Raw genomic sequence first — 23746 nt, 5'->3', positions numbered from 1 at the left:
CGGCGCAGTATCACTCACCTCGCGTCATTTTGCGATGCCACAGGGGGTGATTCAGCTTGGCCCATCCCTCCGTAACCGTGCCTCGCGTCATCGCGCGCAGCGTGCCCTTGACCCAGATGGCGGCGTAGATGTGCGTGATGACCGAGAGGATCAGCACCACGGCCGAGGCCGCGTGCACCACCACCGCGATGCGCCGCACGAGGATCGGGAAGAAGCCGACGAACCACGGGCTCCAGAACATGAAGCCCGTCACCAGCAACAGCAGCAGGCTGATGCCGAAGGCCCAGAACACCAGTTTCTGGCCGGCGTTGTACTTGCCCACGGCCGGCATGCCCGACTTGTCTCCCTTGAGCATCTTCGGCGCGTTGGCGAGCCAGTCGCGGTCGCTTCGGTCGAGGGTGTTCTCGCGCCACATCGTGAAAAACAGGAACACGAAGCCCAGCACCATCAGCAGGCCCATGAAGGGATGCAGGATGCGCGTCCATGGCCCGCCGCCGAAGAGCGCGCTCAAAAAGAAGAGGCTCGGGTGGAAGAAGGCCAGGCCCGAGAGCGCCGCCGCGAAGAACATGATCGCGACGAACCAGTGGTTCATGCGCGTGGCGTCGCGGTAGCGGCGAAGGTAGTAGCGTGTCATCGCGTTCTTCTCCTCATGCGCGGGGTGCGGTGGGGGGCGTCGAAGAGGTGGAGGCCGGCGGCTCCTCGATCACCACCACGTCGTCGGGCCTGCCGTCGCGGTCGGCGTCGGGGTGGTCTTCCTTGGGCTCGATGGGGCCGGTCTTCATGTAGTGGAAGAAGCTGCCCACCACGGCGCCGATCATGGCGACCATGGCGAGCGGCTTTGCCACACCCTTCCACAGCGACACCAGCGGGCTGATGTGCGGGTCCTTCGGCAGGTCGGCGTAGAGTCGCGGTCGGTCGGCGTGCTGCAGCACGTACATCACGTGCGTGCCGCCCACGCCCGCCGGGTCGTACACGCCGGCGTTGGCGAAACCGCGCTCCTTCAGGTCGACGATGCGCTCCGAGGCGTACTCGTGCATGTCTTCCTTGGTGCCGAAGTGCAGCGCGCCGGTAGGGCAGGCTTTCACGCAAGCCGGCTCCAGGCCCACGCCCACGCGGTCGGAGCACAGCGAGCACTTGTAGGCCTTGTTGTCGGCCTTGCTGATGCGCGGCACGTCGAAGGGGCAGCCGGTGACGCAGTTGCCGCAGCCCACGCAATGCTCGCTGATGAAGTCGACGATGCCGTTGGCGTACTTGACGATCGCGCCTGGCGCCGGGCACGACTTCAGGCAGCCCGGGTCGTCGCAGTGCATGCAGCCGTCCTTGCGGATCAGCCATTCGAGCTTGCCGGCCTCGGGCTCCACCTCGGAGAACTTCATCACCGTCCAGGAGGCGGGCGTGAGGTCGACCGGGTTGTCGTAAGTGCCATGCGTGGTGCCGACCTCGTCGCGCAGGTCGTTCCACTGCATGCACGCGACCTGGCAGGCCTTGCAGCCGATGCAGGCCGACACGTCGATCAGCTTCGCGACCGGCTGCACCTGCGGGCGGTGGCGGATCTCCGGCGACGGCGTGGTCGTGGCCGAGCGGGCGGCGATGTCGAGGGTCTGGAGGGAGGACATCTCAGCGGCTCCGGGCTTTTTCTTGTTCCCTCTCCCCTTGCGGGGAGAGGGCTAGGGTGAGGGAGGCGGCCTTGCAGGCGTCGTCGGCGATTCCATCGCTGTAGGCCCTCACCCCAACCCTCTCCCGCAAGCGGGAGAGGGAGCAGGTCCGGGCGCTGTGGTCGTGCATGGTGCTGTGCTTCATGTCACGCCTTCTCGATGTTCACCGTGAACGACTTGTACTCCGGCGTCTGCGTGTTCGCGTCGCCCACGAACGGCGTCAGCGTGTTCACCAGGTAGCCGGGCTTGGCGATGCCCACGAAGCCCCAGTGGTTCGGCAGGCCCACGGTATGGACCGTGCGCCCGTCCACCTGCAGCCCCACGATGCGCTTGGTGACCACTGCCACGGCCTTGATGTAGCCGCGCTTGCTCGACACCTTGACCATGTCGCCGTGGCCGATGCCCTTCTCCTTCGCGAGTTCTTCGCCGATCTCGACGAACTGCTGTGGCTGGATGATGGCCGAGGTGCGCACATTCTTGGTCCAGTAGTGGAAGTGCTCGGTGAGCCGGTAGCTGGTCGCCACGTACGGGAAGTCCTTCGGCACCCCGAGCCTTTCCAGGTCGCCCTTGAAGATGCGCGCCGCGGGGTTGGCGCGCGCCTTCTCGTTGTTCGGGTGCATCAGGTTGTTCACCAGCGGCGACTCGAAGGGCTCGTAGTGCTCGGGCAGCGGCCCCTCGGCCATGCCGGTGGGGGCGAACAGGCGCGCCACACCCTCGGCGGTCATGATGAAGGGGCGCACCGCCTCCGCGTCGGTCGGGTTCGCGTCGGGGCGGATGTCGGGCACGTCGGCGCCGGCCCATTGCTTGCCGTTCCACGAGACCAGGCCGCGCTTCGCGATCCACGGCTTGCCGGTGGCCGGGTCTGTCGAGGCACCGTTGTAGAGAATGCGCCGGTTCGCGGGCCAGGCCCATGCCCAGTTCTGCACCATGCCGATGCCGTACGGGTCAGCGTTGTCGCGCCGCGCCATCTGGTTGCCGGCCTGCGTCCATGCGCCTGCGTAGATCCAGCAGCCGCTGGCGGTGCTGCCGTCGTCGCGCAGCAGGCCGAAGCCCGAGAGCTGCTCGCCGGCCTTGGCCAGCGGCGGCTTGGTCGGGTCCTTCGGGTCGGTCAGGTCGACCAGCGCGCGGCCGTTGTATTCCATGGCCAGCTCCTGCGCGGAGGGCTGGTGCGGAATCTTGTAGGGCCAGGTGAGCTTGACGATCGGGTCGGGGAAGGCGCCGCCGTCCTTCGCGTAGGCCGCGCGCAGCCGGTTGAAGATGCCCGCCACGATCTCGATGTCGCCCTTGGCCTCGCCCGGCGGCTCCGCGCCCTTCCAGTGCCACTGCAGCCAGCGGCTGGAGTTGGTGAGCGAGCCGTCCTCCTCCGCGAAGCAGGTGGACGGCAGGCGGAACACCGTGGTCTGGATGTCGGCGGTCTTGACGTCGTTGAACTCGCCGAAGTTGCGCCAGAACTCGCTGGTCTCGGTCTGCAGCGGATCGATGGTGACCAGGAACTTGAGCTTGGAGAGCCCGTCGACGATCTTCTTCTTGTCGGGGAACGAGCCCACCGGATTGAAGCCCTGGCAGATGTAGCCGTTGAGCTTGCCCTGGTTCATGAGCTCGAAGGCCTGCAGCACGTCGTAGAGCCTGTCGATCTTGGGCAGGTAGTGGAAGGCCCAGTCGTTCTCCGCCGTGGCCGCGTCGCCCCACCACGACTTCTGCATGCTGACGAAGAACTTCGGATAGTTCTGCCAGTAGCTCATCTGGTTGGGCCGCAGCGGCTTGAGCGCGCGGGTCTTGTAGTAGTCCTCCAGCGTCTGCTCGTTGTCACGCGCCAGCGACATGTAGCCGGTCAGCGAGTTCGACAGCAGCCCCAGGTCGGTCAGGCCCTGGATGTTGCTGTGGCCGCGCAGCGCGTTCATGCCGCCGCCGGGCACGCCGATGTTGCCCAGCAGCAGCTGCACGATGGCGCCGGTGCGGATCATCTGCGAGCCCTGGCTGTGCTGCGTCCAGCCCAGCGCGTACATGATGGTCATGGTGCGCTGGGAGGTGCTGGTGCTCGCGATGTACTCGCACACCTTCAGGAACTTGTCCTGCGGCGTGCCGGTGATGCGACTCACCATCTCGGGCGTGTAGCGCGCGTAGTGCCGCTTCATCACCTGCAGCACGCAGTTCGGGTCCTGCATGCTCATGTCGACCCTGGCCATGCCCTGCTCGTCGAGCGCGTAGCCCCACGACTTGGGGTCGTAGTTGCGCTTCTCGGGGTTGTAGCCGCTGAACAGGCCGTCCTCGAACTTGTAGTCGGGGCCGACGATGAAGGTCGCGTTGGTGTAGTTGCGGACGTACTCGGTCTGGATCTTGTCGTTGGTCAGCAGGAAGTTGATGACCCCGCCGAGGAAGGCGATGTCCGACCCCGCGCGGATCGGCGCGTAGTAGTCGGCCATGGCGGCCGAGCGCGTGAAGCGCGGGTCGACCACCACCAGGCGGGCCTTGTTCTGTTTCTTGGCTTCGATGACCCACTTGAAGCCGCACGGATGCGCCTCCGCGGCGTTGCCGCCCATGATCAGCACGACATCCGCGTTCTGGATGTCCTGCCAGTGGTTGGTCATCGCGCCTCTGCCGAACGTCGGGGCCAGACTGGCCACCGTGGGTCCGTGTCAGACGCGTGCCTGGTTGTCGAACACCAGCATTCCGGTCGAGCGGAATGCCTTGTGCGTGATGTATCCGGTTTCGTTGGACGAGGCCGAGGCGCAGAGCATGCCGGAGCTGGTCCAGCGGTTCACGGTCTTGCCGTCGGCGTTGGTGGTCTGGAAGTTGGCGTCGCGGTCGGCCTTCAGCAGCCTGGCGATCCGGTCGAGCGCCTCGTCCCAGCCGATGCGCTTCCATTCCGTGGCGCCGGGTTCGCGCACCTCGGGGTACTTCAGGCGCATGGGGCTGTGCACGAAGTCGAGCAGGCCGGCGCCCTTGGGGCACAGCGTGCCGCGGTTGACGGGGTGATCGGCATCGCCCTCGATGTGGAGGATGTCGGACACCACGTTCTTCGCCTTGTCGCCCAGGCTGTACATGATGAGCCCGCAGCCCACCGAGCAGTACGGGCAGGTGTTGCGCGTCTCGGTGGTGCGCGCGAGCTTGAAGTTCCGGGCCTCGGCCAGCGCGGCGGTCGGCGAGAAGCCGAGCGCGACGATGCTGGAGCCGACCAGCCCCGCGCTGCTCACGCGAAAGAATTGCCGGCGGTTCATGTCCATGACGGAACCCCCTGCGGCGGTGAAGTGATGGAGTTTTTCATCGTGGTCTTCTTTTCTTCTGGCGGGTAACTCGAATTCGAATGAATCTGGCGGCGCTACTTGGGCGCCGTGCCGTCGCCTCCGCTGGGCGCGGGCGCCGCGCCGGAGGTGCCGCTGGCGCCGCCCGGGCCGCTCATGCCGCCCACGGCCGCGCCGCCTTCGGACGGGCCTTGATGGGATGCGGATGATTCGACCTTGTCACCGGAGGCGGCCGGGGCGACGCCCGTGGGGCTTGCTCCGGTGGCGCCGGCGGTGGCGGAGGCCTTCGGCGCGGGAGGCTTGGGATCGCATGCACTCGCCATCAGGCCGGCGGCAAGGCACAGGCCGATGATCTGCAGGCGCTGCTGACATCGTGGCATCGACACTCCTTGTGGGAAGGACGGGTCCGACAACGGGCTGTTTTTATGGCCTCGTTTTCCGCTTGCCGGTGTGCCCGGTTTGCGACAAACGGGATACGTTTAACGCATCATGCGACAGCATCATGTCCGGATCAAGGCCCGCAGGCGCGCAATAACCCTCGAATCCCGCCGTGGGGCCGGGCGTCGGCTATCGTTCGCGCCATGAACGCCTCCCTCCGCCTGGGTTGGCGCACGCTCTGGCGCGACCTGCGCGCCGGCGAGCTGCGCCTGTTGATCGTCGCCGTGCTGCTGGCCGTGGCCGCGCTGACGGCCGTCGGCTTCTTCGCCGACCGATTGCAGGGCGGGCTCAAGCGCGACGCGCGCCAGCTGTTGGGCGGCGACGCGGTGATCGTCAGCGACAACCCGACGCCCGAAGCCTTCGTGGCACAGGCGAAATCGCTCGGGCTCCAGGGCACATCCACCTACGGCTTCCCGACCATGGCCCGCGCCGAGGACGCGCAGGGCGGCGCCAGCAAGCTGGTGGCGCTGAAGGCGGTGACGGTGGGCTACCCGCTGCGCGGCAGCCTGCAGACCTCCACCACCATCGATGGCGCAGGCGCCGTCACCCGCGACATCCCGCCGCCGGGCGAAACCTGGGTCGACGCCTCGCTGCTCGACTCGCTGGGCCTGAAGGTCGGCGACACGCTGCTGCTGGGCGACACCGGCCTGCGCGTGGGCCGCGTCATCACGCTGGAGCCCGATCGCGGCGCCGGCTTCATGAGCTTCTCGCCGCGCGTGATGCTCAACCAGGCCGACGTGGCCCGCACCGGGCTCGTGCAGCCGGCCAGCCGCGTGGGCTATCGCTATGCGGTGGCGGGTGGCGACGCGGCGGTCAAGCGCTTCACCGACTGGGCCGACGCCACCATCAAGAAGGGCGAACTGCGCGGCGTGCGGCTCGACTCCTTCGAGAGCGGCCGTCCCGAGATGCGCCAGACGCTGGACCGCGCCGAGAAATTCCTGAGCCTGGTCGCGCTGCTCGCGGCGCTGCTGTCGGCCGTCGCGGTGGCGCTGGCCGCGCGCGGCTTCGCGGCCAGCCACCTCGACGACTGCGCGATGCTGCGCGTGCTCGGCCAGAGCCAGCGCACCATCGCCATCGCCTATGCCTTCGAGTTCGCGGTGATCGGCATCGTGGCCAGCGCGCTGGGCGTGGCCATCGGCTTCGCGGTGCATTACGTGTTCGTGCTGCTGTTGGCCGGGCTGGTCGAGACCGCGCTGCCGGCCGCAACGCTGTGGCCCGTGGCCTTCGGGCTGGGCATGGGCCTCACGCTGCTTTTCGCCTTCGGCCTGCCGCCGGTGCTGCAGCTGGCGCGCGTGCCGCCGCTGCGCGTGATCCGCCGCGACGTGGGCGGCCTCAAGCCCGCGTCGCTCGCGGTGCTGGGCGTGGGCGTGGCGGGCTTCGCGGCGCTGCTGATGGCGGCGAGCAGCGACATCAAGCTGGGGCTGATCGCGGTGGGCGGCTTCGCGGGCGCGGTGGCGGTGTTCGCGCTATTGAGCTGGCTCGCGGTGAAGGTGCTGCGCCGCAGCGTCAACGAGGCCACCGCGCCGCGATGGCTGGTGCTGGCCACGCGGCAGATCTCGGCGCGGCCGGCCTATGCGGTGGTGCAGGTCAGCGCGCTTTCGGTGGGGCTGCTGGCGCTGGTGCTGCTGGTGCTGCTGCGCACCGACCTGGTGGCGAGCTGGCGCCAGGCCACGCCGCCCGACGCGCCGAACCGCTTCGTCATCAACGTCATGCCGGAGCAGAGCGAGGCCTTCCAGAAGTCGCTGCGCGACGCGGGCGTGGGCAAGTTCGACTGGTATCCGATGATCCGCGGCCGCCTCGTGGCCATCAACGGCAAGCCCGTGTCGCCCGACGACTACGCGGAAGACCGCGCCAAGCGGCTGGTGGACCGCGAGTTCAACCTCAGCAACAGCGCGGAAGCGCCCCCGCACAACAGCATCACCGCCGGCAGGTGGACGACCGGCGCGGCCGGCGAGGTGAGCGTGGAGGAGGGCCTGGCCGAGACGCTGGGCCTGAAGATGGGCGACATGCTGCGCTTCGACATCGGTGGCATGCAGAACGAGGCGCGCATCACCTCGCTGCGCAAGGTCGACTGGGGCTCGATGCACGCCAACTTCTTCGTGATGTACACGGTAGCTTCGCTGGCCGATGTGCCCACCACCTACATGGGCGCCTTCCGCGCGCCCGAGACGCGCGGCTTCGACAACGCGCTGGTGCGCAGCTACCCGAACGTGACCAACGTGGACATGAGCGCCACCATCAATCAGGTGCAGCGCGTGCTCGACCAGGTGATCCGTGCGGTCGAGTTCCTGTTCGGCTTCACGCTCGCGGCCGGGCTCGTCGTGCTGTTCGCCGCGGTGACGGCCACGCGCGAGGAGCGCGCGCGCGAGTTCGCGGTGATGCGCGCGGTGGGCGCGCGCGCCAGCCTGCTGCGGCAGGTGCAGCGCGCCGAACTCGCGGGCGTGGGTCTGCTCGCGGGCTTCCTCGCGAGCATTGTGGCCGCGCTGATCGGCTGGGGGCTGGCGCGCTACGTGTTCGAGTTCACCTGGACTGCATCGCCGCTGGTGCCGGTGGCAGGCGCGCTGGCGGGCGCGGTGCTGGCGTTGGGCGCCGGATGGTGGGGGCTGCGCGAGGTGCTGCGCCGGCCGGTGGTCGATACATTGCGCCGCGCGGCCGAGTAGGGCGTCGCGGCGCAACAGTTTTTTTCTTCGCCCGAGGGCCGGACGGGGCCGTGGAATGCAATACATTCCCCGGCCCCGTATCCAATTCAGAGAAGAGAAATTCCTGCATGCGCCTGGCGTCTTTCCAGATCACCAACTTTCGCTCGATCAACGACAGCGGCCTCATCGATTCCACGCAGATCACCACGATCCTCGGCCGCAATGACAGCGGCAAATCGAACCTGCTGCGCGCGCTCCACAGCCTGAACCCCGCCGAAGGCATCGCCGAACTCAGCCCCATCAAGGACTTCCCGCGCCATCGCCGGCTCGAAGAGTGCACCGGCGACACGCCCGTCGTCTTCACGCGCTGGAGCCTCGACGAAAGCGAGCAGGCCGAACTGGCCGCCATCCTTCCGCGCGCGGCCGGCGTGCGCCACGTCACCGCGAGCCGCGGCTATGCGGCCAGCCGCTCGGCCGGCTTCGAAGGGCTGGCGGCCCTGTCGCTGGACGTGAGCGAGATCAAGGGCAAGGTCCGCAAGATCGTGCCGGCGGTGAAGGCCGCCACGGAGAAGGTCGCCGAGGAGGCCGCCAAGGCCGCACTGGACCAGGAAGCCGATGTCTTCGATGCCGCGATGATCATGAGCCCCGACTACATCAAGTGGTCGGCCGGCGCGGTCAAGGCGGCGCAGGCCCTGCGCAAGGCGCTGGCGGTCGCGGGCGCTGAACTCAGCGACAAGCAGGAGCAGATGCTGGCCGAGCTGGAAGACATGGCGCTGGCCATCGCCAACGACGCGCCCGCGCTGGAGCGCGCGCAGCAATGGGTGATCGGCAAGCTGCCGCGCTTCGTCTACGTCGACGAGTACCCGGCGCTGCCCGGCCGCCAGAACATCGCCGAATTCCTGGGGCGCGAGGGCTGGGGCCAGCTCACGCCCGAGCAGCAGAGCTTCGGCAGGCTGTGCAAGGCCGCGGGGCTCGACCTGCGGCAGCTGCAGGCCCTGCTCGACAGGAATGACCAGGCCACGCGCAACCAACTCGTCAACCGCGCCGGCTCGGTGGTCACGGCCGAGATCCGCCGCCTCTGGAAAGACCGCGCGCTGAAGGTGCGCTTCAACCTCGACGGCCAGTACCTCGACACGCTGGTGTCGGACCCGAACGCCGCCTACGAAGTCGAAGTGAACCTGGAAGAGCGCAGCCGCGGCTTCCAGTGGTTCTTCTCCTTCTACGTCGCCTTCTTCGCCGACACCCGGGGCGGCCAGGCCGAAGACGCCGTGCTGCTGCTGGACGAACCCGGCCTGCACCTGCACGCCCATTCGCAGGCCGACCTGCTGGCGCACCTGGAAAAGGACTTCGCCGGCAACCAGGTGATCTACACCACGCACTCGCCCTTCATGGTGCCCACGCACCGGCTCGACGCGGTGCGTACGGCGAGCCTGGACGAAACCGCGGGTACGACTGTGAGCAACACCGCGCAGGGGGATGAGCGCACGCTGTTCCCGTTGAAGGCGGCGCTGGCGTTCGCGCGGATGGCCAGTGAGCCGGTGAAGCAGGAGGCTGCGAAGCCTGTGGCTGCGACGCAGGAATCGGTGAAGCCGGCGCCCGCAAAGCAGAACGCGTCGGAGGGCGCGAAGCCTGCGAAGTCGGCAAAGTCCGCTGAGGCAGTCAAGCCCGAGCCTGTGAAGCCAGAACCTGCGAAGCCCGTCGTCGCGGAAATCGCCAAGCCAGTGGAAGCTGCACCTGTTGCAGTGGCCGCACCTGCAGTCTTGCCTGCACCCGCGATGCCTGAGCCGGCGAAGGTTGCCGCTCCTGCAAAGATCGAGGCAGTCAAGACCGAGGTTGCGAAGCCCGTCGTCGTGGAAAGCGTCAAACCGGCAGAAGCAGCGCCTGTTGCAGTCGCCGCGCCGGTCGTCCCGCCTGCGGAAGTGCCGGCACCAGTGACGGCTGAACCGGCGAAGCCGGTGGCCGGTGAGAGCATCAAGTCTGCCGAGCCTGTGGCCGAGACCCCGGTCGCCGTGGCTGCCGTGCCCGCCGAGGCACCGGTGATGCAACGCGTCGAAGAGCAGACGGCCGTTGTGAGCCCTCAAGCAGAGCAGCCGGCAGAAGTCGCCTGACGGACGGCGCTCTCAGCGCCTGCTTGAACTCATGCGGCGCCGACCATGCGCCGCATGAGCAGGGTCTTCAGATCGTGGTCCGCGGACCGCGGGAACACGATCTTCATTTCGCGTCCTTTTCTTCTTCTACGGCCTGCCGGCCCAGATCTGCGAACACGTCTTCCGCCGGACGGAACTGGCCCTGCTCGATTGCGTGGTTACCTAGCACCAGGATCTTGAGAAGCGCGAGCGTGGCTTCGCGCTCCTCGTAGGAGCCAACATCCATCACGACGAGCCTGGCTTCGCCGTTCTGGGTGATAAGCATGGGCTCGCGGGTATCGGACAAGGTCTTCACGATGTCCGCGGCATGGCTCTTGAAGTAGCTGATGGGTTTGACGTGAGTCGAGAAATTCATGGCGCTCATCCCTGGTGTCGTGGCCGGTCGAATTCATTGTGGTCTGAACTCGGCCCGACTCGACCTGAGGCGGGCTACGGCGCGACGCCGTCCTCCCTGAACATATGCTCCCCCGCAAAGTCCACGAACGCCCGCACCTTCGGCGACAGCTGCCGGCTCGACGGCCACAGAGCCGAGAACTGGCCCTGTCGCACGAGGTGCGTGGCCAGCACGCGCTGCAGTTCGCCGCGGCACAGCGAGTCGCGCGCGAGGAAGTCGGGCATGTAGGCCACGCCGAGGCCGGCGACTGCGGCGCCGAGCATGGCTTCCATGTTGTTGCACAGCAGGCCCGGCGGGAGGTGGGTGGGCAGGCCGGGCAGGTCCCAGTCCTCGATCTTTCCGCCGGTGACGAACTTGTAGCGCAGGCAGGTGTGCCGCGCGAGGTCGGCAGGGGTCTGCGGTACGCCGTGGCGCTCCAGGTAGGCGGGCGAGGCCACGAGCACGAACTGGAACGGGCCGAGGCGGCGGGCGACCAGCTGCGAATCGACCAGGTCGCCGCTGCGGATCGCCACGTCGACGCCCTCGGCGATGACGTCGACCAGCCGGTCGTTGAAGTCGAGGTCCAGCTCGATCTCGGGGTAGCGCTCCCTGAAGGCCGGCAGCATCGGCAGCAGGAAGCGGTAGCCGATGGTCGGCAGGCTCACGCGCAGGCGGCCGCGCGGTGCGGCGATGGCGTCCTGCATCATGGCCCGCGCGTCGTCGAGCTCGTCGAGGATACGGCGGCAGCGCTCGTGGAAGAGGGCGCCTTCCTGCGTGAGCCGCATGTGGCGCGTGGTGCGGTTGAAGAGGCGCACGCCGAGCTGTTCTTCGAGCCGCGCGACGTTCTTTCCCACGGCCGAGGCGGAGATGCCCAGCAGCCGGCCGGCCTTGGCAAAGCTCGACAGGTCGGCTGCCCGCACGAAGGATTCGAGTCCGCTGAAGCTGTCCATGGATTGGCAACCTTTGGTTGGGAGTGCGAGGAGCAATGCTGCAATTCTCAGTGCATTGATTCCTTTCTATCTTCGTGCTTTCCTTTTCACCTTCCGCGAAAGCACGTTCCTCATGTCCACGTCTTCCTCCCGAAACTGGCTCCTGGCCGCCGTCTGCCTCGCGGCGCTGGGCATGCCGCTGAGCTTCACCGGCCCGGCGGTGGTGCTGCCCGCCGTGCGCGACGCGCTCGGCGGCAGCCCGGTGCAGCTCAACTGGGTGACCAATGCCTTCATGCTGAGCTTCGGCGCCACGCTGATGGCGGCCGGCGCGCTGGCCGACGCCTATGGGCGCAAGCGCGTCTTCCTGCTGGGGCTCGCGGTGGTGGCGCTCAGCGCCTCGCTGCTGACCCTGGCGCCGGGCATCGTGGCCTTCGACCTGGCGCGCGCGCTGCAGGGGCTGGGTTCGGCGGCGGCCTTCGCGGCGGGCACGGCCGCGCTGGCACAGGTGTTCGACGGCGCGGCGCGCACGCGGGCCTTCAGCCTGATCGGCACTTCGTTCGGCGTGGGGCTGTCCTGCGGCTCGATGCTCTCGGGCTGGCTCGCGCAGAGCTTCGGCTGGCAGGCAGTGATGCTGAGCCCCGGTGCGGTCAGCCTGCTGGCGCTCGGCATCGCGTCGCTCGCGATGCGTGAGTCGCGCAACCCGCAGGCCATGGGGCTGGACGTGCCGGGCACGCTGAGCTTCACCGCCGCGCTGAGCCTGCTGACGCTGGGCGTGCTGCAGGCGCCCGACAGCGGGTGGGGCAGCCCGTGGGTGCTCGGTGCGCTCATGGGCGCGGCGGCGATGGGCGCGGTCTTCGTTGCCATCGAGCGGCGGGTGGCGCACCCGATGCTCGACCTGTCGCTCTTCCGCTTTCCGCGCTTCGTCGGCGTGCAGCTGCTGGCGGCCGCGCCGGCCTATGGCTTCGTCGTGCTGCTGGTGCTGCTGCCGATCCGCTTCATTGGGCTCGAAGGGCGCGGCGCGATCGAGGCGGGGGCTTTCATGTTCGCGCTCTCGGGGCCGATCCTCGTGGTGCCGACGCTGGCTGCGTCGCTGGCGCACCGGTTCTCGGCCGGCGCGATCTCGGCCGTGGGGCTGCTGGTGTGCGCCGCGGGGCTCTTCTGGCTCAGCCGCTGCGCGCCGGGCACGCCGCTGGGCGCGATGGCGTGGCCGCTGCTGCTGATCGGCGCGGGCATCGGGCTGCCTTGGGGGCTGATGGACGGGCTGGCCGTGAGCGTGGTGCCGCGCGAGCGCGCGGGCATGGCATCGGGCATCTTCAACACGGTGCGGGTGGCGGGGGAGGGCATCGCGCTGGCGCTCGTGGGCGCGGGGCTGACGGCGCTGGTGGCTGCGCGGCTGGGCCATGCGGAGGCGGCATCGCGCGCTGCGCAGCGCGTCACCACCGGAGACATCTCGCAAGCGTTGGCCCTGCTGCCCGGCATGGACCGCGCGGCGGTGCTGCACGCCTACGGCGCAGCGTTCGGCACGCTGCTGTGGGTGCTCGCGGGCGTGACCGTGGCGACGGCGCTTGTGGTGTTCGCCTTCCTGCGCGGCGAGACGCATGCCGAGGCCGGCGCCGTGGCGCTGGAGTCGACGGCCTGCTGATTCAGGCTGCCCTGGCGGCCTCGAAGATGTCGCGCAGCCAATGCGTGAACACGCGCACGCGCGACGACAGCTGCCGGTTCTGCGCATAGAGCACCGAGACCGGCATCGGCGGCGGTGCGAACTCCGGCAGCAGCACCTTGAGCCGACCGTCGGCCAACTCGCCGGCCACGCGGTAGCGCGGCACCTGCACCAGCCCCAGGCCCGCGACGGCCGAGCCGGTGTAGAGGTCGGCACCGGTCACCGAGACGATGCCGCCGAGCTGCACGTTCGTCACCTGCCCGTCGACCGTGAATTCGAGCGGCACCGGCTTTCCCGTGGCGCTGGAGATGTAGTGGATGGCGCGATGCGATGCCAGCTCTTCCATGCTTTTGGGCTCGCCGTGGGCCGCGATGTAGGCCGGGCTCGCGACCGTGACCTGCGGCAGCAGCGCCACGCGGCGTCCGATCATCGATGAGTCCTGCAGCGTGCCCGCGCGCAGCACGCAGTCGACGCCCTCGCGCACCAGGTCGACGAGCCGATCGTCCTCGCCGATGTGCAACTCCAGCTCCGGGTAGCGCGCCAGGAAGCCCGGCAGTGCCGGCACCACGAAATGCCGCGCCAGCGTGCCCTGCAGGTTCACGCGCAGCAGGCCCTTGGGCGCCTCGTCGCGGAACAGGCCCTCGGCTTCCTCCACGTCGGCCAAGAGCCGCACGCAACGGCGGTAGTAGGCCTCGCCGTCCTGTGTCAGGCGCACGGTGCGGGTGGTGCGCTCCAGCAGCCGGGTGCCGACGCGCTGCTCCACGCGCTTGATGAGATTGGTGACTGTTGCGCGCGGTATGCGCAGGTCCTCGGAGGCCTGCGTGAAGCTCTGGCGCTCGGCGATGCGCACGAAGGCCTGCATTTCCTGGAAGCGGTCCATGGGCGGTTTGCCGATCTATTGTTGATGTAAATGGAATAGTAATGTCGATTAGAGGCTGATTATCTTTTGGATGGAACGATCGAAGATTCGTCTCACCAACCCACCACCCCTGCAAAGGAACAGCCAGCCATGAACCAGTCATCCACTCCCAAGGTCGCCATCGTCACCGGCGCATCGCGCGGCATCGGAGCCGCCGTCGCGCAGCGCCTCGCCAGGGACGGCTTCTCCGTCGCCGTCAACTACGCATCGAGCCCGGAGCAGGCCGATGCCCTCGTCGCCGAGCTGAAGGCCGCCGGCGGCCGTGCCTTCGCCGTCAAGGCCGACGTGGCCAGCGCCGAGGAAGTGCACGCCATGTTCGACGCCGTCGAGGCGCAACTCGGCAAGGTCGACGTGCTGGTCAACAACGCCGGCGTGCTCAAGACCCTGCCGCTGGCCGAGCACAGCGACGCGCAGTACGACCAGACCTTCGACATCAACGTGCGCGGCACCTTCAACACGCTGCGCGAGGCCGCCACGCGCCTGAACGAGGGGGGCCGCATCGTCAACTTCTCGAGCACCACGCTCGCGCTGAACATGCCCGGCTACGCGATCTACAACGCCACCAAGGCGGCGGTCGAGGCTTTCACGCACGTCTTCGCCAAGGAACTGCGCGGCCGCGGCATCACCGTGAACGCCGTGGCGCCAGGCCCCATCGCCACCTCGCTCTTCCTCGACGGCAAGACCGAGGAGCAGGTCCAGGCCTTCGCGAAGATGCCGCCGCTGCAGCGCCTGGGCCAGCCCGAGGACATCGCATCGGTGGTGTCCTTCCTCGCCGGGCCCGATGCGGGCTGGGTCAACGGCCAGATCCTGCGGGCCAACGGCGGCGTCGCCTGAAGGAGGAGACACGCCATGAAGAAGCAGATCGTCCTCGTCACCGGCGCCGGCAGCGGCATCGGAAAGCTCACGGCCCTGTCGCTCGCCGAAGCGGGCCACGTCGTCTACGCATCGATGCGCGACATCGCAGGGCGCAACAACGGCCGCGCCGCCGAGCTGCGTGCCCTGGCCGCGGCGAAGAACATCCAGCTGCACCCGCTCGAGCTCGACGTGCTCTCGCAGGAGTCGGCCGATGCGGCCGCCGCGACCATCGTGCGGGAGCAGGGTCATCTCGACGTGGTGATGCAGAACGCCGGCCACCTGGTGGTCGGCCCCACGGAGGCCTTCACGCCGGATGAGATCGTCAAGGTGTTCGACACCAATGTGCTCGGCGCGCAGCGTGTGAACCGCGCGGTGCTGCCGTATCTGCGGGCGCAGGAGTCGGGGCTGATGCTGTGGATCAGCAGCACCACCACCAAGGGCGGCTTTCCGCCGTTCATGGGGCCCTATGGCGCGGCCAAGGCGGCGATGGATTCGCTGGCCGTCACGCTGGCGTATGAGATCGCGCGCTTCGGCATCGAGACTTCCATCGTCGTGCCGGGCGCCTTCACCAAGGGCACCGACCACTTCCCGAGCGCCGGCAAGCCGGCCGATGCCACCACCGCCGCCGCCTACGCCCGCTACGACGGCCTCATGGACCAGATCGGCGCGCGCCTCTCGGCGCTGACGCCCGACAACGCCGACCCGCAGGCCGTGGCCGACGAGATCGTGCGCATCGTGGGCCTGCCCGCCGGCACGCGGCCGATGCGCTCGCTGATCGACTTCGTGGGCGACGGTGCTCAGGAGGTGTTCGAGGTGTCGGAGCGGGTGCGCATCGAATTCGCCAAGCGAATCGGCATGGCGGACCTGCTCGAGGCGAAGGTGCGTCGCTAAGCGGGGCGTCACAAAGAGCGGGGCGGTATTCCTGTCCAATAGCGGCATGGAAAACCCGCCCTACGACCATCTCATTGCCGAGCGCGTGACCGAACTCGAGATCAAGTCGAGCTACGCCGAGGACCTGCTCGACCAGCTGAACATGACGATCTACCGCCAACAGCAGCAGATCGATCGGCTGATCCTGCAGGTCACGCAGTTGAAGGAGCAGATGCAGAGCTCAGGCCAGGACGGCGCCGCGCGCAACCCACGTGACGAGTTACCCCCGCACTATTGATCGACGACTTTTCGCGGAGCACCGCGGAACCGGCTTTGCCGGGCCGCCGGTGCTGCCCCCGGCGAGGGGGTTGGCGAAGCGACACGAAGTGCGCGAAGCCTGGGGGAGTTACCCATGTGAATGCCAGAGCACGGCGAAGAAATGGCAGGTGCTGCCGGCCAGCACGAACAGGTGCCACACCGAGTGCGCGAAGCGCACCTTGTTGTCGAACAGGAAAACCACCGCGCCGGCCGTGTAGAACAGCCCGCCGGCCACCAGCCAGCCCAGGCCCGCCGCCGACATGCGCTCGTACAGCGGCACGGCCGCCATCAGCGCCATCCAGCCCATCGCCACGTACAGGCCGGTGGACCACAGCGGATGCTTCAGCCGGTTGAACAGCTTGGCGCCCACGCCCAGCGCCGCCGCCGCGCAGATGGCGCCGAACAGCGTCCAGCCCAGCGGGCCGCGCAGTACGCCGAACAGAAAGGGCATGTAGCTGCCCGCGATGAAGAGGTAGATGGCCGCGTGGTCCAGCCGGTTGAACCAGGCCTTCGCCCGGCCGATGGGCAGCGCATGGTAGAGCGTGGAGATCAGGTACAGCACGATGGCCGTGCCCGCGAACAGGCTGGCGCCGACCACGGCCGCGGCCTGGCCCTTCTGTGCGGCGCTGTAGACCAGGATCGGCAGCGAGGCGATCGCCAGCGCAAGGCCCAGGCCGTGGCTCAGGGCGTTGAAGAGTTCTTCCATGGCCGTCTGGTCGCGCGCGGCGAGGACGGCGGTCTTGCTGCGTTGCGTGGGCGGGGGAGAGGGTGGCGAAAAGGTCATCGTCTGTCCGTGCGCAAGTGCGTGTGGTTTGAAGATCGGTCTACTTGACCTGCTGCTTGCCCAGCTTGCGTGCCAGCGTGCGCCGGTGCATGCCGAGCCTGCGCGCGGTCTCCGAGATGTTGAAGCCGGTCTCGGCCAGCGTCTCGTGGATGCGCTCCCATTCGAGCGTCTTGATGGATGTGGAACGGTTGGTCAGCTCCACCTCGGTGGTGCCGGTGGCGCGGCCGAAGGCGGCCTCGATGTCATCGGTGTTCGAGGGCTTGGCCAGGTAGTGGCAGGCGCCGAGCTTGATGGCTTCCACCGCGGTCGCGATGCTGGCGAAGCCCGTGAGCACCACGATCAGCATCTTGGGGTTGTGCCGGTGCAGCATCTGCACGCAGGCCAGGCCCGAGGCCTCGCCGTTGAGCTTGAGGTCGACCACCGCGTAGCCGGGCGAGGAGCCGGCCAGCAGGGACTCGACCTCGGCGAGGTTGCTCGCGTGCGTCACGGCGTAGCCGCGGCGCTCGAAGGAGCGGCCGAGCGCGCGCGCGAAGGCGCCGTCGTCCTCGACGATCAGCAGCTGGCGCTGCGCTTCAGCTCCGGTTTCGCTCATTGCCTTCCATTCCGATGGTCCTGCCAGCGGCCGCGAGGGCTTCCTCGTCGTCCGCGTCGTCGTCCACTTCCGTCTCTTCTTCCTCGAGCACGATGGCCGCGAGCGGCAGCGTGATCTTCACGACGGCGCCGCCCTCGGGCCGGTTGGCCGCCGCGACGCGGCCGCCCACGGTGCGCGCCACGTTCACCACCAGGAACAGCCCCAGCCCGCCGCCAGCGCGGCCCTTGCTCGACTGGTAGGGCTTGCCGAACTCCTTGAGGATGGCCGGCAGGAAGCCGGGCCCTGCGTCGGTGACGGTGATCGTCAGCGCGTCGGCGTCGTGCGCCGCCTCGAGGCGCAGCCAGTGCGGCGACGCCTCCAGCGCATTGTCGAGCACGTTGCAGATCATCTGCTTGAGGGCCGAGTCGGAAACCATGGGCAGGTCGCGGCCGAAGTGGTTGTCGTACTCGAAGTCTTCCACCGGGCGGGTGGTGCGCCATTCCTCGACGAGGTCGTCGAGGAAGGTGCTGACGGTGGTTTCCTCCGAAGACTCGCCGCGCGCCTCGCCGGCCGACAGCAGGATGCCGCTGACGATGCTCTTGCAGCGCTGGATCTGCAGTTCCATCTCGGCCACCTCGGTCAGCAGCTCGGGGTCGGAGCTGAAGTGCGGCAGCCGGCGCCAGTCGCCGAGGATGACGGCCAGCGTGGCCAGCGGCGTGCCCAGCTCATGCGCCGCGCCCGAAGCCAGCAGGCCCATGCGCACGATGTGCTCTTCTTCGGAGGCGCGCTGTCGCAGGTCGGCCAGCCGGGCGTCGCGCGCGCGCAGGTTGCGGCTGATGCGGGTGATGAAGATGACGAGCAGCGCCGCGTTCAGCGCGAAGCACACCAGCATGCCCTGGATATAGGGGCTCCACAGGCCCCGGTCGTGGTCCAGCGGCAGTGCCAGCGGGCGCGAGAACAGCGCAAGTCCGGCGAAGCAGATGCTGGTGATGACCACCATGGTCCAGGTCGACCAGGCCTTCAGCAGCACCGCGCCCAGCGTCACCTGCAGCAGGAAGAGGAACACGAAGGGGTTGGTCGCGCCGCCGCTCAGGTAGAGCTGCGCGGTGAGGGTGGCCACGTCGACCAGCAGCGCGACGAACAGTTCGCCATTGGTCACGCGCCGGTGGCTGCGCGAGCGCAGCAGGCTCACCATGTTGAAGAGCGCGAGGCAGGCCAGCACCTGCAGCATGTGGTCCAGCGGCAGCCGGATCTCGAAACCGTAGTGCACCACCAGGATGGTGGCGACCTGCCCGACCACCGCGAACCAGCGCAGCTGGATCAGCTGCTGCATGTTCTGGTGGCCGATGGCGTTGTCGAGGCTCGCGACGCCGGCGCGGGGCGGATGCAGCTCGCCCGCTACAGCGGCGGATTCAGCCGTCGCGGCGGGCATCTTGGTCGGCGGGGCGGGCGTCGGCATGGGCCGCATTTTCGCTGCGCCGCACGAACCAGGCCGCGATCAGCACCATGAGGGCGAGGCCATACCAGGTCAGGGCGTAGACGAGGTGGCTGTTGGGAAAGGAAATGACCGTTAGGCCGGCGGCGGGCCAGGCGGGGGTGTCGGTGGCGCTCGCGGGGGCTTGCGTGGCCTCGGCATCGACGAAGTAGGGCGCGACGTCGTTCACGTTCAGGCCGCGGGCGGCTGCGATGGCCTGCACGTCGCGCGAGAACCAGCGCTCGCCGGCCGGATCGTTCTTGCGCAGGAAGCCGCCCTTGGGTTCGGTCAGGCGCAGCAGGCCGGCCACGGTGGTTTCGCCCTGGGGCTCGGTGGCGGCGCGCGCCTCGCGTTTCTGCGCTTCGGGCGGCACGAAGCCGCGGTTGACCAGCACCACGGTGCCGTCGGCGCTGTTGCGCAGCGGGGTCAGCACCCAGAAGCCGGCGCCCAGCCTGGTGCTGGCCTGCACCAGCGTCTCTTTGTCGTGGAGAAAGGTGCCGGCAAGGCGGACATGCCGGTATTCGTCGTTGGCCGCGTTGACCGTGGGCCATTCGGTCCGCCCGGGGGCCGCGGTGGCCGGGGCGTGCACGCGCTGGTCGACGCGTGCGATGAGATCCAGCTTCCAGGCCCTGCGCTCGACCTGCCATGTGCCGAGCGCGACGAAGCCGGCGAAGGCGAGGACGGCGCAGACCGCCAGTGCCACCCGTGCGGCGGTGGAGCGCTGGCGGACGGCCTGTTCCGCCATCAGGGCATGTTCTTCATGTCGTGCACCGAGTGCGGCATCATGTTGGTGTTCATGTGGTACATGACCCACAGCGAACCGGCCAGCGTGATGACCACGAGCACGAGCGTGAAGATCAGCGCCAGCATGTTCCAGCCGCCTTCGGACTTGGCGTCCATGTGCAGGAAGTAGATCATGTGCACCACGATCTGCACCACGGCGAAGGCCAGGATGACGAGAGCGGTGGTGTTGGGCTTGTCGAATACCTTGCCCATCACGAGCCAGAACGGGATGGCGGTGAGGATCACGGCCAGCACGAAGCCGGTCATGTAGCCCTTGAAGGTGCTGTGGCTCACCGGGCCGTCGTCGTGGCCGTGCCCGTGGTCATGACCATGGTCGTTGTGGCCATGTGCGCCGTGGCCGGCGGTTTCGGTGTGCGCGCTCATTGCAGCGATCCCATCAGATACACGAAGGTGAAGACGCCGATCCAGACCACGTCCAGGAAGTGCCAGAACATCGACAGGCACATCAGGCGGCGGCGGTTGGCGGCGGTGAAGCCGTGCTTGGGCAGCTGGATCATCAGCACGATGAGCCAGACGATGCCGAAGGTCACGTGCAGGCCGTGGGTGCCCACCAGCGCGAAGAACGAGGACAGGAAGGCGCTGCGCTGCGGGCCCGCGCCTTCGTGGATCAGGTGCGCGAACTCGTAGAGCTCCAGGCCGATGAAGCCCGCGCCCAGCAGGCCGGTGATGGCCAGCCAGACCAGCACGCCACCCATGCGGCGCTGCTGCATCTGCAGCATGGCGAAGCCGTAGGTGATGGACGACAGCAGCAGCAGCGAGGTGTTGATCGCCACCAGCGGCAGGTCGAACAGGTCGGCGCCCGAAGGGCCGGCCGCGTAGCTGCGGCCCAGCACGCCGTACACCGCGAACAGGCAGGCGAAGATGAGGCAGTCGCTCATCAGGTAGAGCCAGAAGCCCAGCAGCGTGCCGTTCTCGGGGTGGTGGTCTTCGTTGCGGACGTTGAACACCTCGAAGGTGGGCACGCTCGCGGCGTTGCCCACGGTGTTCGTGTGGCTGGAGTGGAGGGCGGTACTGTTAGACATTGGCAGCCAGCAGGCGCGTGCGCGCTTCTTCGGTACGGACGACTTCTTCCGCGGGGATGTAGTAGTCGCGCTTGTAGTTGAAGGTGTGGATGATCACGGCGGCGAGCATGGCGACGAAGCCGATGCCGGCCAGCAGCCACATCTGCCAGATCAGCGCGAAGCCGCACACCGCGCTCAGCGCCGCGATGATGAAGCCGGCGGCCGTGTTCTTGGGCATGTGGATCGGGCTGAAGCCTTCCAGCGGACGCTGGTAGCCGCGGGCCTTCATGTCGGACCAGGCGTCGTTGTCGTGCACGCGCGGCGTGAACGCGAAGTTGTAGGCCGGCGGCGGCGACGAGGTCGCCCATTCCAGCGTGCGGCCGTTCCACGGGTCGCCCGTGGTGTCGCGCAACTGGTCGCGGCGGATGAAGCTCACCACCAGCTGGATCAGGAACGAGGCGATGCCCAGCGCGATCAGCACCGCGCCGAAGGCGGCGACCTGGAACCAGATCTGCAGCGACATGTCCTGGAAGTGGCTCATGCGGCGGGTGACGCCCATCAGGCCCAGGATGTACAGCGGCATGAAGGCGAACCAGAAGCCGACGATCCAGAACCAGAACGAGCACTTGCCCCAGAACGGGTCGAGCTTGTAGCCGAAGGCCTTCGGGAACCAGTAGGTGATGCCCGCCAGCATGCCGAACAGCACGCCGCCGATGATCACGTTGTGGAAGTGGGCGATCAGGAACAGGCTGTTGTGCAGCACGAAGTCGGCCGGGGGAACGGCCAGCAGCACGCCGGTCATGCCGCCGATCACGAAGGTGATCATGAAGCCGATGGTCCACATCATGGGCAGCTCGAAGCGGATGCGGCCGCGGTACATGGTGAACAGCCAGTTGAAGATCTTCGCGCCCGTCGGGATCGAGATGATCATCGTCGTGATGCCGAAGAACGAGTTCACGCTGGCGCCGGAGCCCATGGTGAAGAAGTGGTGCAGCCAGACGAGGTACGACAGGATGGTGATCACGACCGTGGCGTACACCATCGAGGCGTAGCCGAAGAGGCGCTTGCCCGAGAAGGTGGAGACCACTTCCGAGAAGATGCCGAAGGCCGGCAGGATCAGGATGTACACCTCGGGGTGGCCCCAGATCCAGATCAGGTTCACGTACATCATGGCGTTGCCGCCGAGGTCGTTCGTGAAGAAGTTGGTGCCTGCGTAGCGGTCGAGCGACAGCAGGGCCAGTACGGCGGTCAGCACCGGGAAGGCGGCGACGATCAGCACGTTGGTGCACAGGGCGGTCCAGGTGAAGACGGGCATCTTCATCATGGTCATGCCGGGCGCGCGCATCTTAACGATGGTGGCCAGCAGGTTCACGCCGGACAGCAACGTGCCCACCCCCGCTATCTGCAACGACCATATGTAGTAGTCGACCCCCACGTCGGGGCTGAACAGGATGCCCGACAGCGGCGGATAGGCCAGCCAGCCGGTCTTGGCGAACTCGCCGACGAACAGCGACGCCATCACCAGGCCGGCGCCGAAGGTGGTCATCCAGAAGCTGAAGTTGTTCAGGAACGGGAAGGCCACGTCGCGCGCGCCGATCTGCAGCGGCACCACGAAGTTCATGAGGCCCGTGACCAGCGGCATCGCCACGAAGAAGATCATGATCACGCCGTGGGCGGTGAAGACCTGGTCGTAGTGGTGCGGCGGCAGGAAGCCCGCGTTGTCGCCGAAGGCGATGGCCTGCTGGGCGCGCATCATGAGCGCATCGGCGAAGCCGCGAAGCAGCATCACCAGGCCCAGGATGATGTACATGATGCCGATCTTCTTGTGGTCGATGCTGGTGATCCAGTCGCGCCACAGCATGCCCCACAGCTTGAAGTAGGTCAGTGCGCCCAGGACGGCCAGGCCGCCCAGCACCACGCCGGCAAAGGTCACGAGCAGGATGGGCTCGTGGAAGGGAATCGCCTCCCAGGAGAGGCGGCCGAAGACGAGCTTCGTCAGGTCAAGGTTCTGCAACATCTTATTCTTCGGTGGTGCACATCGCGGTGACGTACTTGCGCTTGGGCGTATCGAGGGATTCGATGTCCCAGGCCTGCTTGGTGGCAACGTTGAAGGCGCCGGGCTTGCCCATGCCGCCGCTGGCGTCGATGGCCATCATTTCCTTCATGCACATCTTGTTGCGGTCCACGCACTGGTTGAGGATCGCGTCGTACAGGTCGGATGCAACGGTGGGGTAGTGGCGCACGGGCTCGCGCTCGCTGGGCACTTCGAGCTTCTTGTAGAGCTCGCGGGAGAGTTCGCCGTCCTTGCCGGACTTGACCTTCTGCACCCACTGGTCGAAGCCTTCGTTGCTCAGCCCGTGGAACTTGAAGCGCATGCCGGAGAAGCCGGCGCCGCTGTAGTTGGCGGAGAAGCCTTCGAACTCGCCGGGCTTGTTGATGACGGCGTGCAGCTTGGTCTCCATGCCCGGCATGGCATAGATCTGGCCGGCCAGCGCGGGGATGAAGAAGGAGTTCATGACCGAGGAGGCCGTGATCTTGAAGCTGATCGGGCGGTCCACCGGGGCGGCCAGCTCGTTCACCGTGGCGATGCCCTGTTCGGGGTAGATGAACAGCCACTTCCAGTCGAGGGCGACCACTTCCACCGTCAGCGGCTTGGTTTCGGCCGGAATCGCGCGCTGGGCGTCGAGGCGGCGCAGCGGCTGGTAGGGGTCGAGCGTGTGGGTGCTGATCCAGGTGATGGCGCCCAGGGCGATGATGATGAGCAGCGGTGCTGCCCAGATGGCCAGCTCGAGCTGGGTGGAGTGGTCCCAGTCGGGGCTGTAGGTGGCCTCTTTATTGGACTGGCGATAGCGCCAGGCAAAGAAGATGGTCAGGGCGATCACCGGAATGATGATGATCAGCATCAGCACGGTGGAGACGACGATCAGTCGTCCCTGCTGGTGGGCGATGTCGCCGGATGGGTTCATCAGCACCGTGTTGCAGCCCGCCAGGAGCATGGCGGAGAGCAGCAGGAGTGCTCGGCGAAGGTTCTTGAGGATGTGCATGCCGGGGGAAAAGAGGTGCAGGG

General features: G+C 67.7%; 21 protein-coding genes. 6 read left to right on the top strand and 15 right to left on the bottom strand.

Annotated elements, in window-relative coordinates; genetic code table 11:
- Positions 1-10: 10 nt before the first annotated feature.
- The 4 genes from ABL838_RS24535 to ABL838_RS24520 all read right to left on the bottom strand — a co-directional run bounded on the left by ABL838_RS24535 (position 11) and on the right by ABL838_RS24520 (position 5277).
- Positions 11-634 carry a formate dehydrogenase subunit gamma gene (locus ABL838_RS24535; RefSeq protein ID WP_126024771.1) on the bottom strand — a complete coding sequence of 208 codons (624 nt, stop codon included), beginning with the start codon at positions 632-634 and terminating at the stop codon, positions 11-13.
- A gap of 13 nt (positions 635-647) precedes the next feature.
- On the bottom strand, positions 648-1616 hold the full coding sequence (gene fdxH, locus ABL838_RS24530; protein ID WP_418122328.1) for a formate dehydrogenase subunit beta: 969 nt from the start codon (positions 1614-1616) through the stop codon (positions 648-650).
- A 185-nt stretch (positions 1617-1801) separates the two neighbouring features.
- Entirely contained in the window at positions 1802-4879 is a 3078-nt protein-coding gene (fdnG, locus tag ABL838_RS24525; RefSeq protein ID WP_418122326.1) for a formate dehydrogenase-N subunit alpha, read from the bottom strand.
- 95 nt (positions 4880-4974) lie between these two features.
- Entirely contained in the window at positions 4975-5277 is a 303-nt protein-coding gene (locus ABL838_RS24520; RefSeq protein ID WP_126024775.1) for a hypothetical protein, read from the bottom strand.
- Between the two features lie 201 nt (positions 5278-5478).
- Here ABL838_RS24520 and ABL838_RS24515 point away from each other — a divergent pair, with 201 nt between their 5' ends.
- Positions 5479-7995, top strand: a complete 2517-nt coding sequence (locus ABL838_RS24515) for an ABC transporter permease (protein WP_418122324.1) — start codon at positions 5479-5481, stop codon at positions 7993-7995.
- A 107-nt stretch (positions 7996-8102) separates the two neighbouring features.
- Entirely contained in the window at positions 8103-10082 is a 1980-nt protein-coding gene (locus tag ABL838_RS24510) for an AAA family ATPase (RefSeq protein ID WP_418122323.1), read from the top strand.
- Positions 10083-10185: 103 nt separating this feature from the next.
- Here the strand turns inward: ABL838_RS24510 and ABL838_RS24505 are convergent, their stop codons facing one another.
- Entirely contained in the window at positions 10186-10476 is a 291-nt protein-coding gene (locus ABL838_RS24505; RefSeq protein ID WP_126024777.1) for a type II toxin-antitoxin system Phd/YefM family antitoxin, read from the bottom strand.
- Positions 10477-10550: 74 nt separating this feature from the next.
- The gene (locus tag ABL838_RS24500) at positions 10551-11444 is read right to left on the bottom strand and encodes a LysR family transcriptional regulator (protein WP_418122322.1); all 894 of its coding nucleotides are present in this window, start codon (positions 11442-11444) and stop codon (positions 10551-10553) included.
- 112 nt (positions 11445-11556) lie between these two features.
- On the opposite strand from ABL838_RS24500, the gene ABL838_RS24495 reads away from it, so the two are divergent.
- Entirely contained in the window at positions 11557-13065 is a 1509-nt protein-coding gene (locus ABL838_RS24495; RefSeq protein ID WP_418122321.1) for an MFS transporter, read from the top strand.
- Between the two features lies 1 nt (position 13066).
- On the opposite strand, the gene ABL838_RS24490 is transcribed toward ABL838_RS24495, so the two are convergent.
- Positions 13067-13963, bottom strand: coding sequence for a LysR family transcriptional regulator (locus ABL838_RS24490; protein WP_184640984.1), 897 nt, complete (start codon positions 13961-13963; stop codon positions 13067-13069).
- A 129-nt stretch (positions 13964-14092) separates the two neighbouring features.
- Between ABL838_RS24490 and ABL838_RS24485 the strand changes: the two genes are divergently transcribed.
- Genes ABL838_RS24485 through ABL838_RS24475 form a run of 3 tightly spaced genes read left to right on the top strand, consistent with a single transcriptional unit; the run spans position 14093 to position 16025 of the window.
- Entirely contained in the window at positions 14093-14836 is a 744-nt protein-coding gene (locus tag ABL838_RS24485) for an SDR family oxidoreductase (RefSeq protein ID WP_418122320.1), read from the top strand.
- 15 nt (positions 14837-14851) lie between these two features.
- Positions 14852-15748 carry an SDR family NAD(P)-dependent oxidoreductase gene (locus ABL838_RS24480; protein ID WP_418122319.1) on the top strand — a complete coding sequence of 299 codons (897 nt, stop codon included), beginning with the start codon at positions 14852-14854 and terminating at the stop codon, positions 15746-15748.
- 46 nt (positions 15749-15794) lie between these two features.
- Positions 15795-16025 carry a SlyX family protein gene (locus ABL838_RS24475; protein WP_418122318.1) on the top strand — a complete coding sequence of 77 codons (231 nt, stop codon included), beginning with the start codon at positions 15795-15797 and terminating at the stop codon, positions 16023-16025.
- A gap of 108 nt (positions 16026-16133) precedes the next feature.
- Here ABL838_RS24475 and trhA read toward each other — a convergent pair whose 3' ends face one another.
- The 8 genes from trhA to cyoA are packed head-to-tail and all read right to left on the bottom strand — an operon-like array spanning position 16134 to position 23723.
- Positions 16134-16829: a PAQR family membrane homeostasis protein TrhA gene (gene trhA / locus ABL838_RS24470; RefSeq protein WP_418122317.1), complete on the bottom strand. Its 696-nt coding sequence runs from the start codon at positions 16827-16829 to the stop codon at positions 16134-16136.
- A 40-nt stretch (positions 16830-16869) separates the two neighbouring features.
- Complete coding sequence (locus tag ABL838_RS24465; RefSeq protein WP_184640987.1) at positions 16870-17421, bottom strand: response regulator transcription factor; 552 nt, start codon at positions 17419-17421, stop codon at positions 16870-16872.
- Positions 17402-18859, bottom strand: coding sequence for an ATP-binding protein (locus ABL838_RS24460; RefSeq protein WP_260319397.1), 1458 nt, complete (start codon positions 18857-18859; stop codon positions 17402-17404). Before ABL838_RS24460 ends, ABL838_RS24465 begins: the two co-directional genes overlap by 20 nt.
- Complete coding sequence (locus tag ABL838_RS24455) at positions 18813-19619, bottom strand: SURF1 family protein (protein ID WP_418122316.1); 807 nt, start codon at positions 19617-19619, stop codon at positions 18813-18815. Before ABL838_RS24455 ends, ABL838_RS24460 begins: the two co-directional genes overlap by 47 nt.
- Positions 19619-20041, bottom strand: coding sequence for a cytochrome o ubiquinol oxidase subunit IV (cyoD, locus tag ABL838_RS24450; RefSeq protein WP_418122315.1), 423 nt, complete (start codon positions 20039-20041; stop codon positions 19619-19621). The genes ABL838_RS24455 and cyoD overlap by 1 nt, the downstream gene beginning before the upstream one ends.
- On the bottom strand, positions 20038-20700 hold the full coding sequence (gene cyoC / locus ABL838_RS24445; RefSeq protein ID WP_184640990.1) for a cytochrome o ubiquinol oxidase subunit III: 663 nt from the start codon (positions 20698-20700) through the stop codon (positions 20038-20040). The genes cyoD and cyoC overlap by 4 nt, the downstream gene beginning before the upstream one ends.
- On the bottom strand, positions 20693-22696 hold the full coding sequence (cyoB, locus tag ABL838_RS24440; protein WP_184640991.1) for a cytochrome o ubiquinol oxidase subunit I: 2004 nt from the start codon (positions 22694-22696) through the stop codon (positions 20693-20695). The genes cyoC and cyoB overlap by 8 nt, the downstream gene beginning before the upstream one ends.
- Before the next feature lies 1 nt (position 22697).
- Positions 22698-23723 carry a ubiquinol oxidase subunit II gene (gene cyoA, locus ABL838_RS24435; protein ID WP_126024788.1) on the bottom strand — a complete coding sequence of 342 codons (1026 nt, stop codon included), beginning with the start codon at positions 23721-23723 and terminating at the stop codon, positions 22698-22700.
- Positions 23724-23746: the final 23 nt, after the last annotated feature.

Origin of the sequence: Variovorax sp. 160MFSha2.1, from assembly GCF_048305075.1 — a bacterium.
GTDB classification, from domain to species: domain Bacteria; phylum Pseudomonadota; class Gammaproteobacteria; order Burkholderiales; family Burkholderiaceae_C; genus Variovorax; species Variovorax guangxiensis.
Note: the sequence above shows the minus strand (reverse complement) of the source record. Positions and strands in the feature narration are given on the sequence as shown.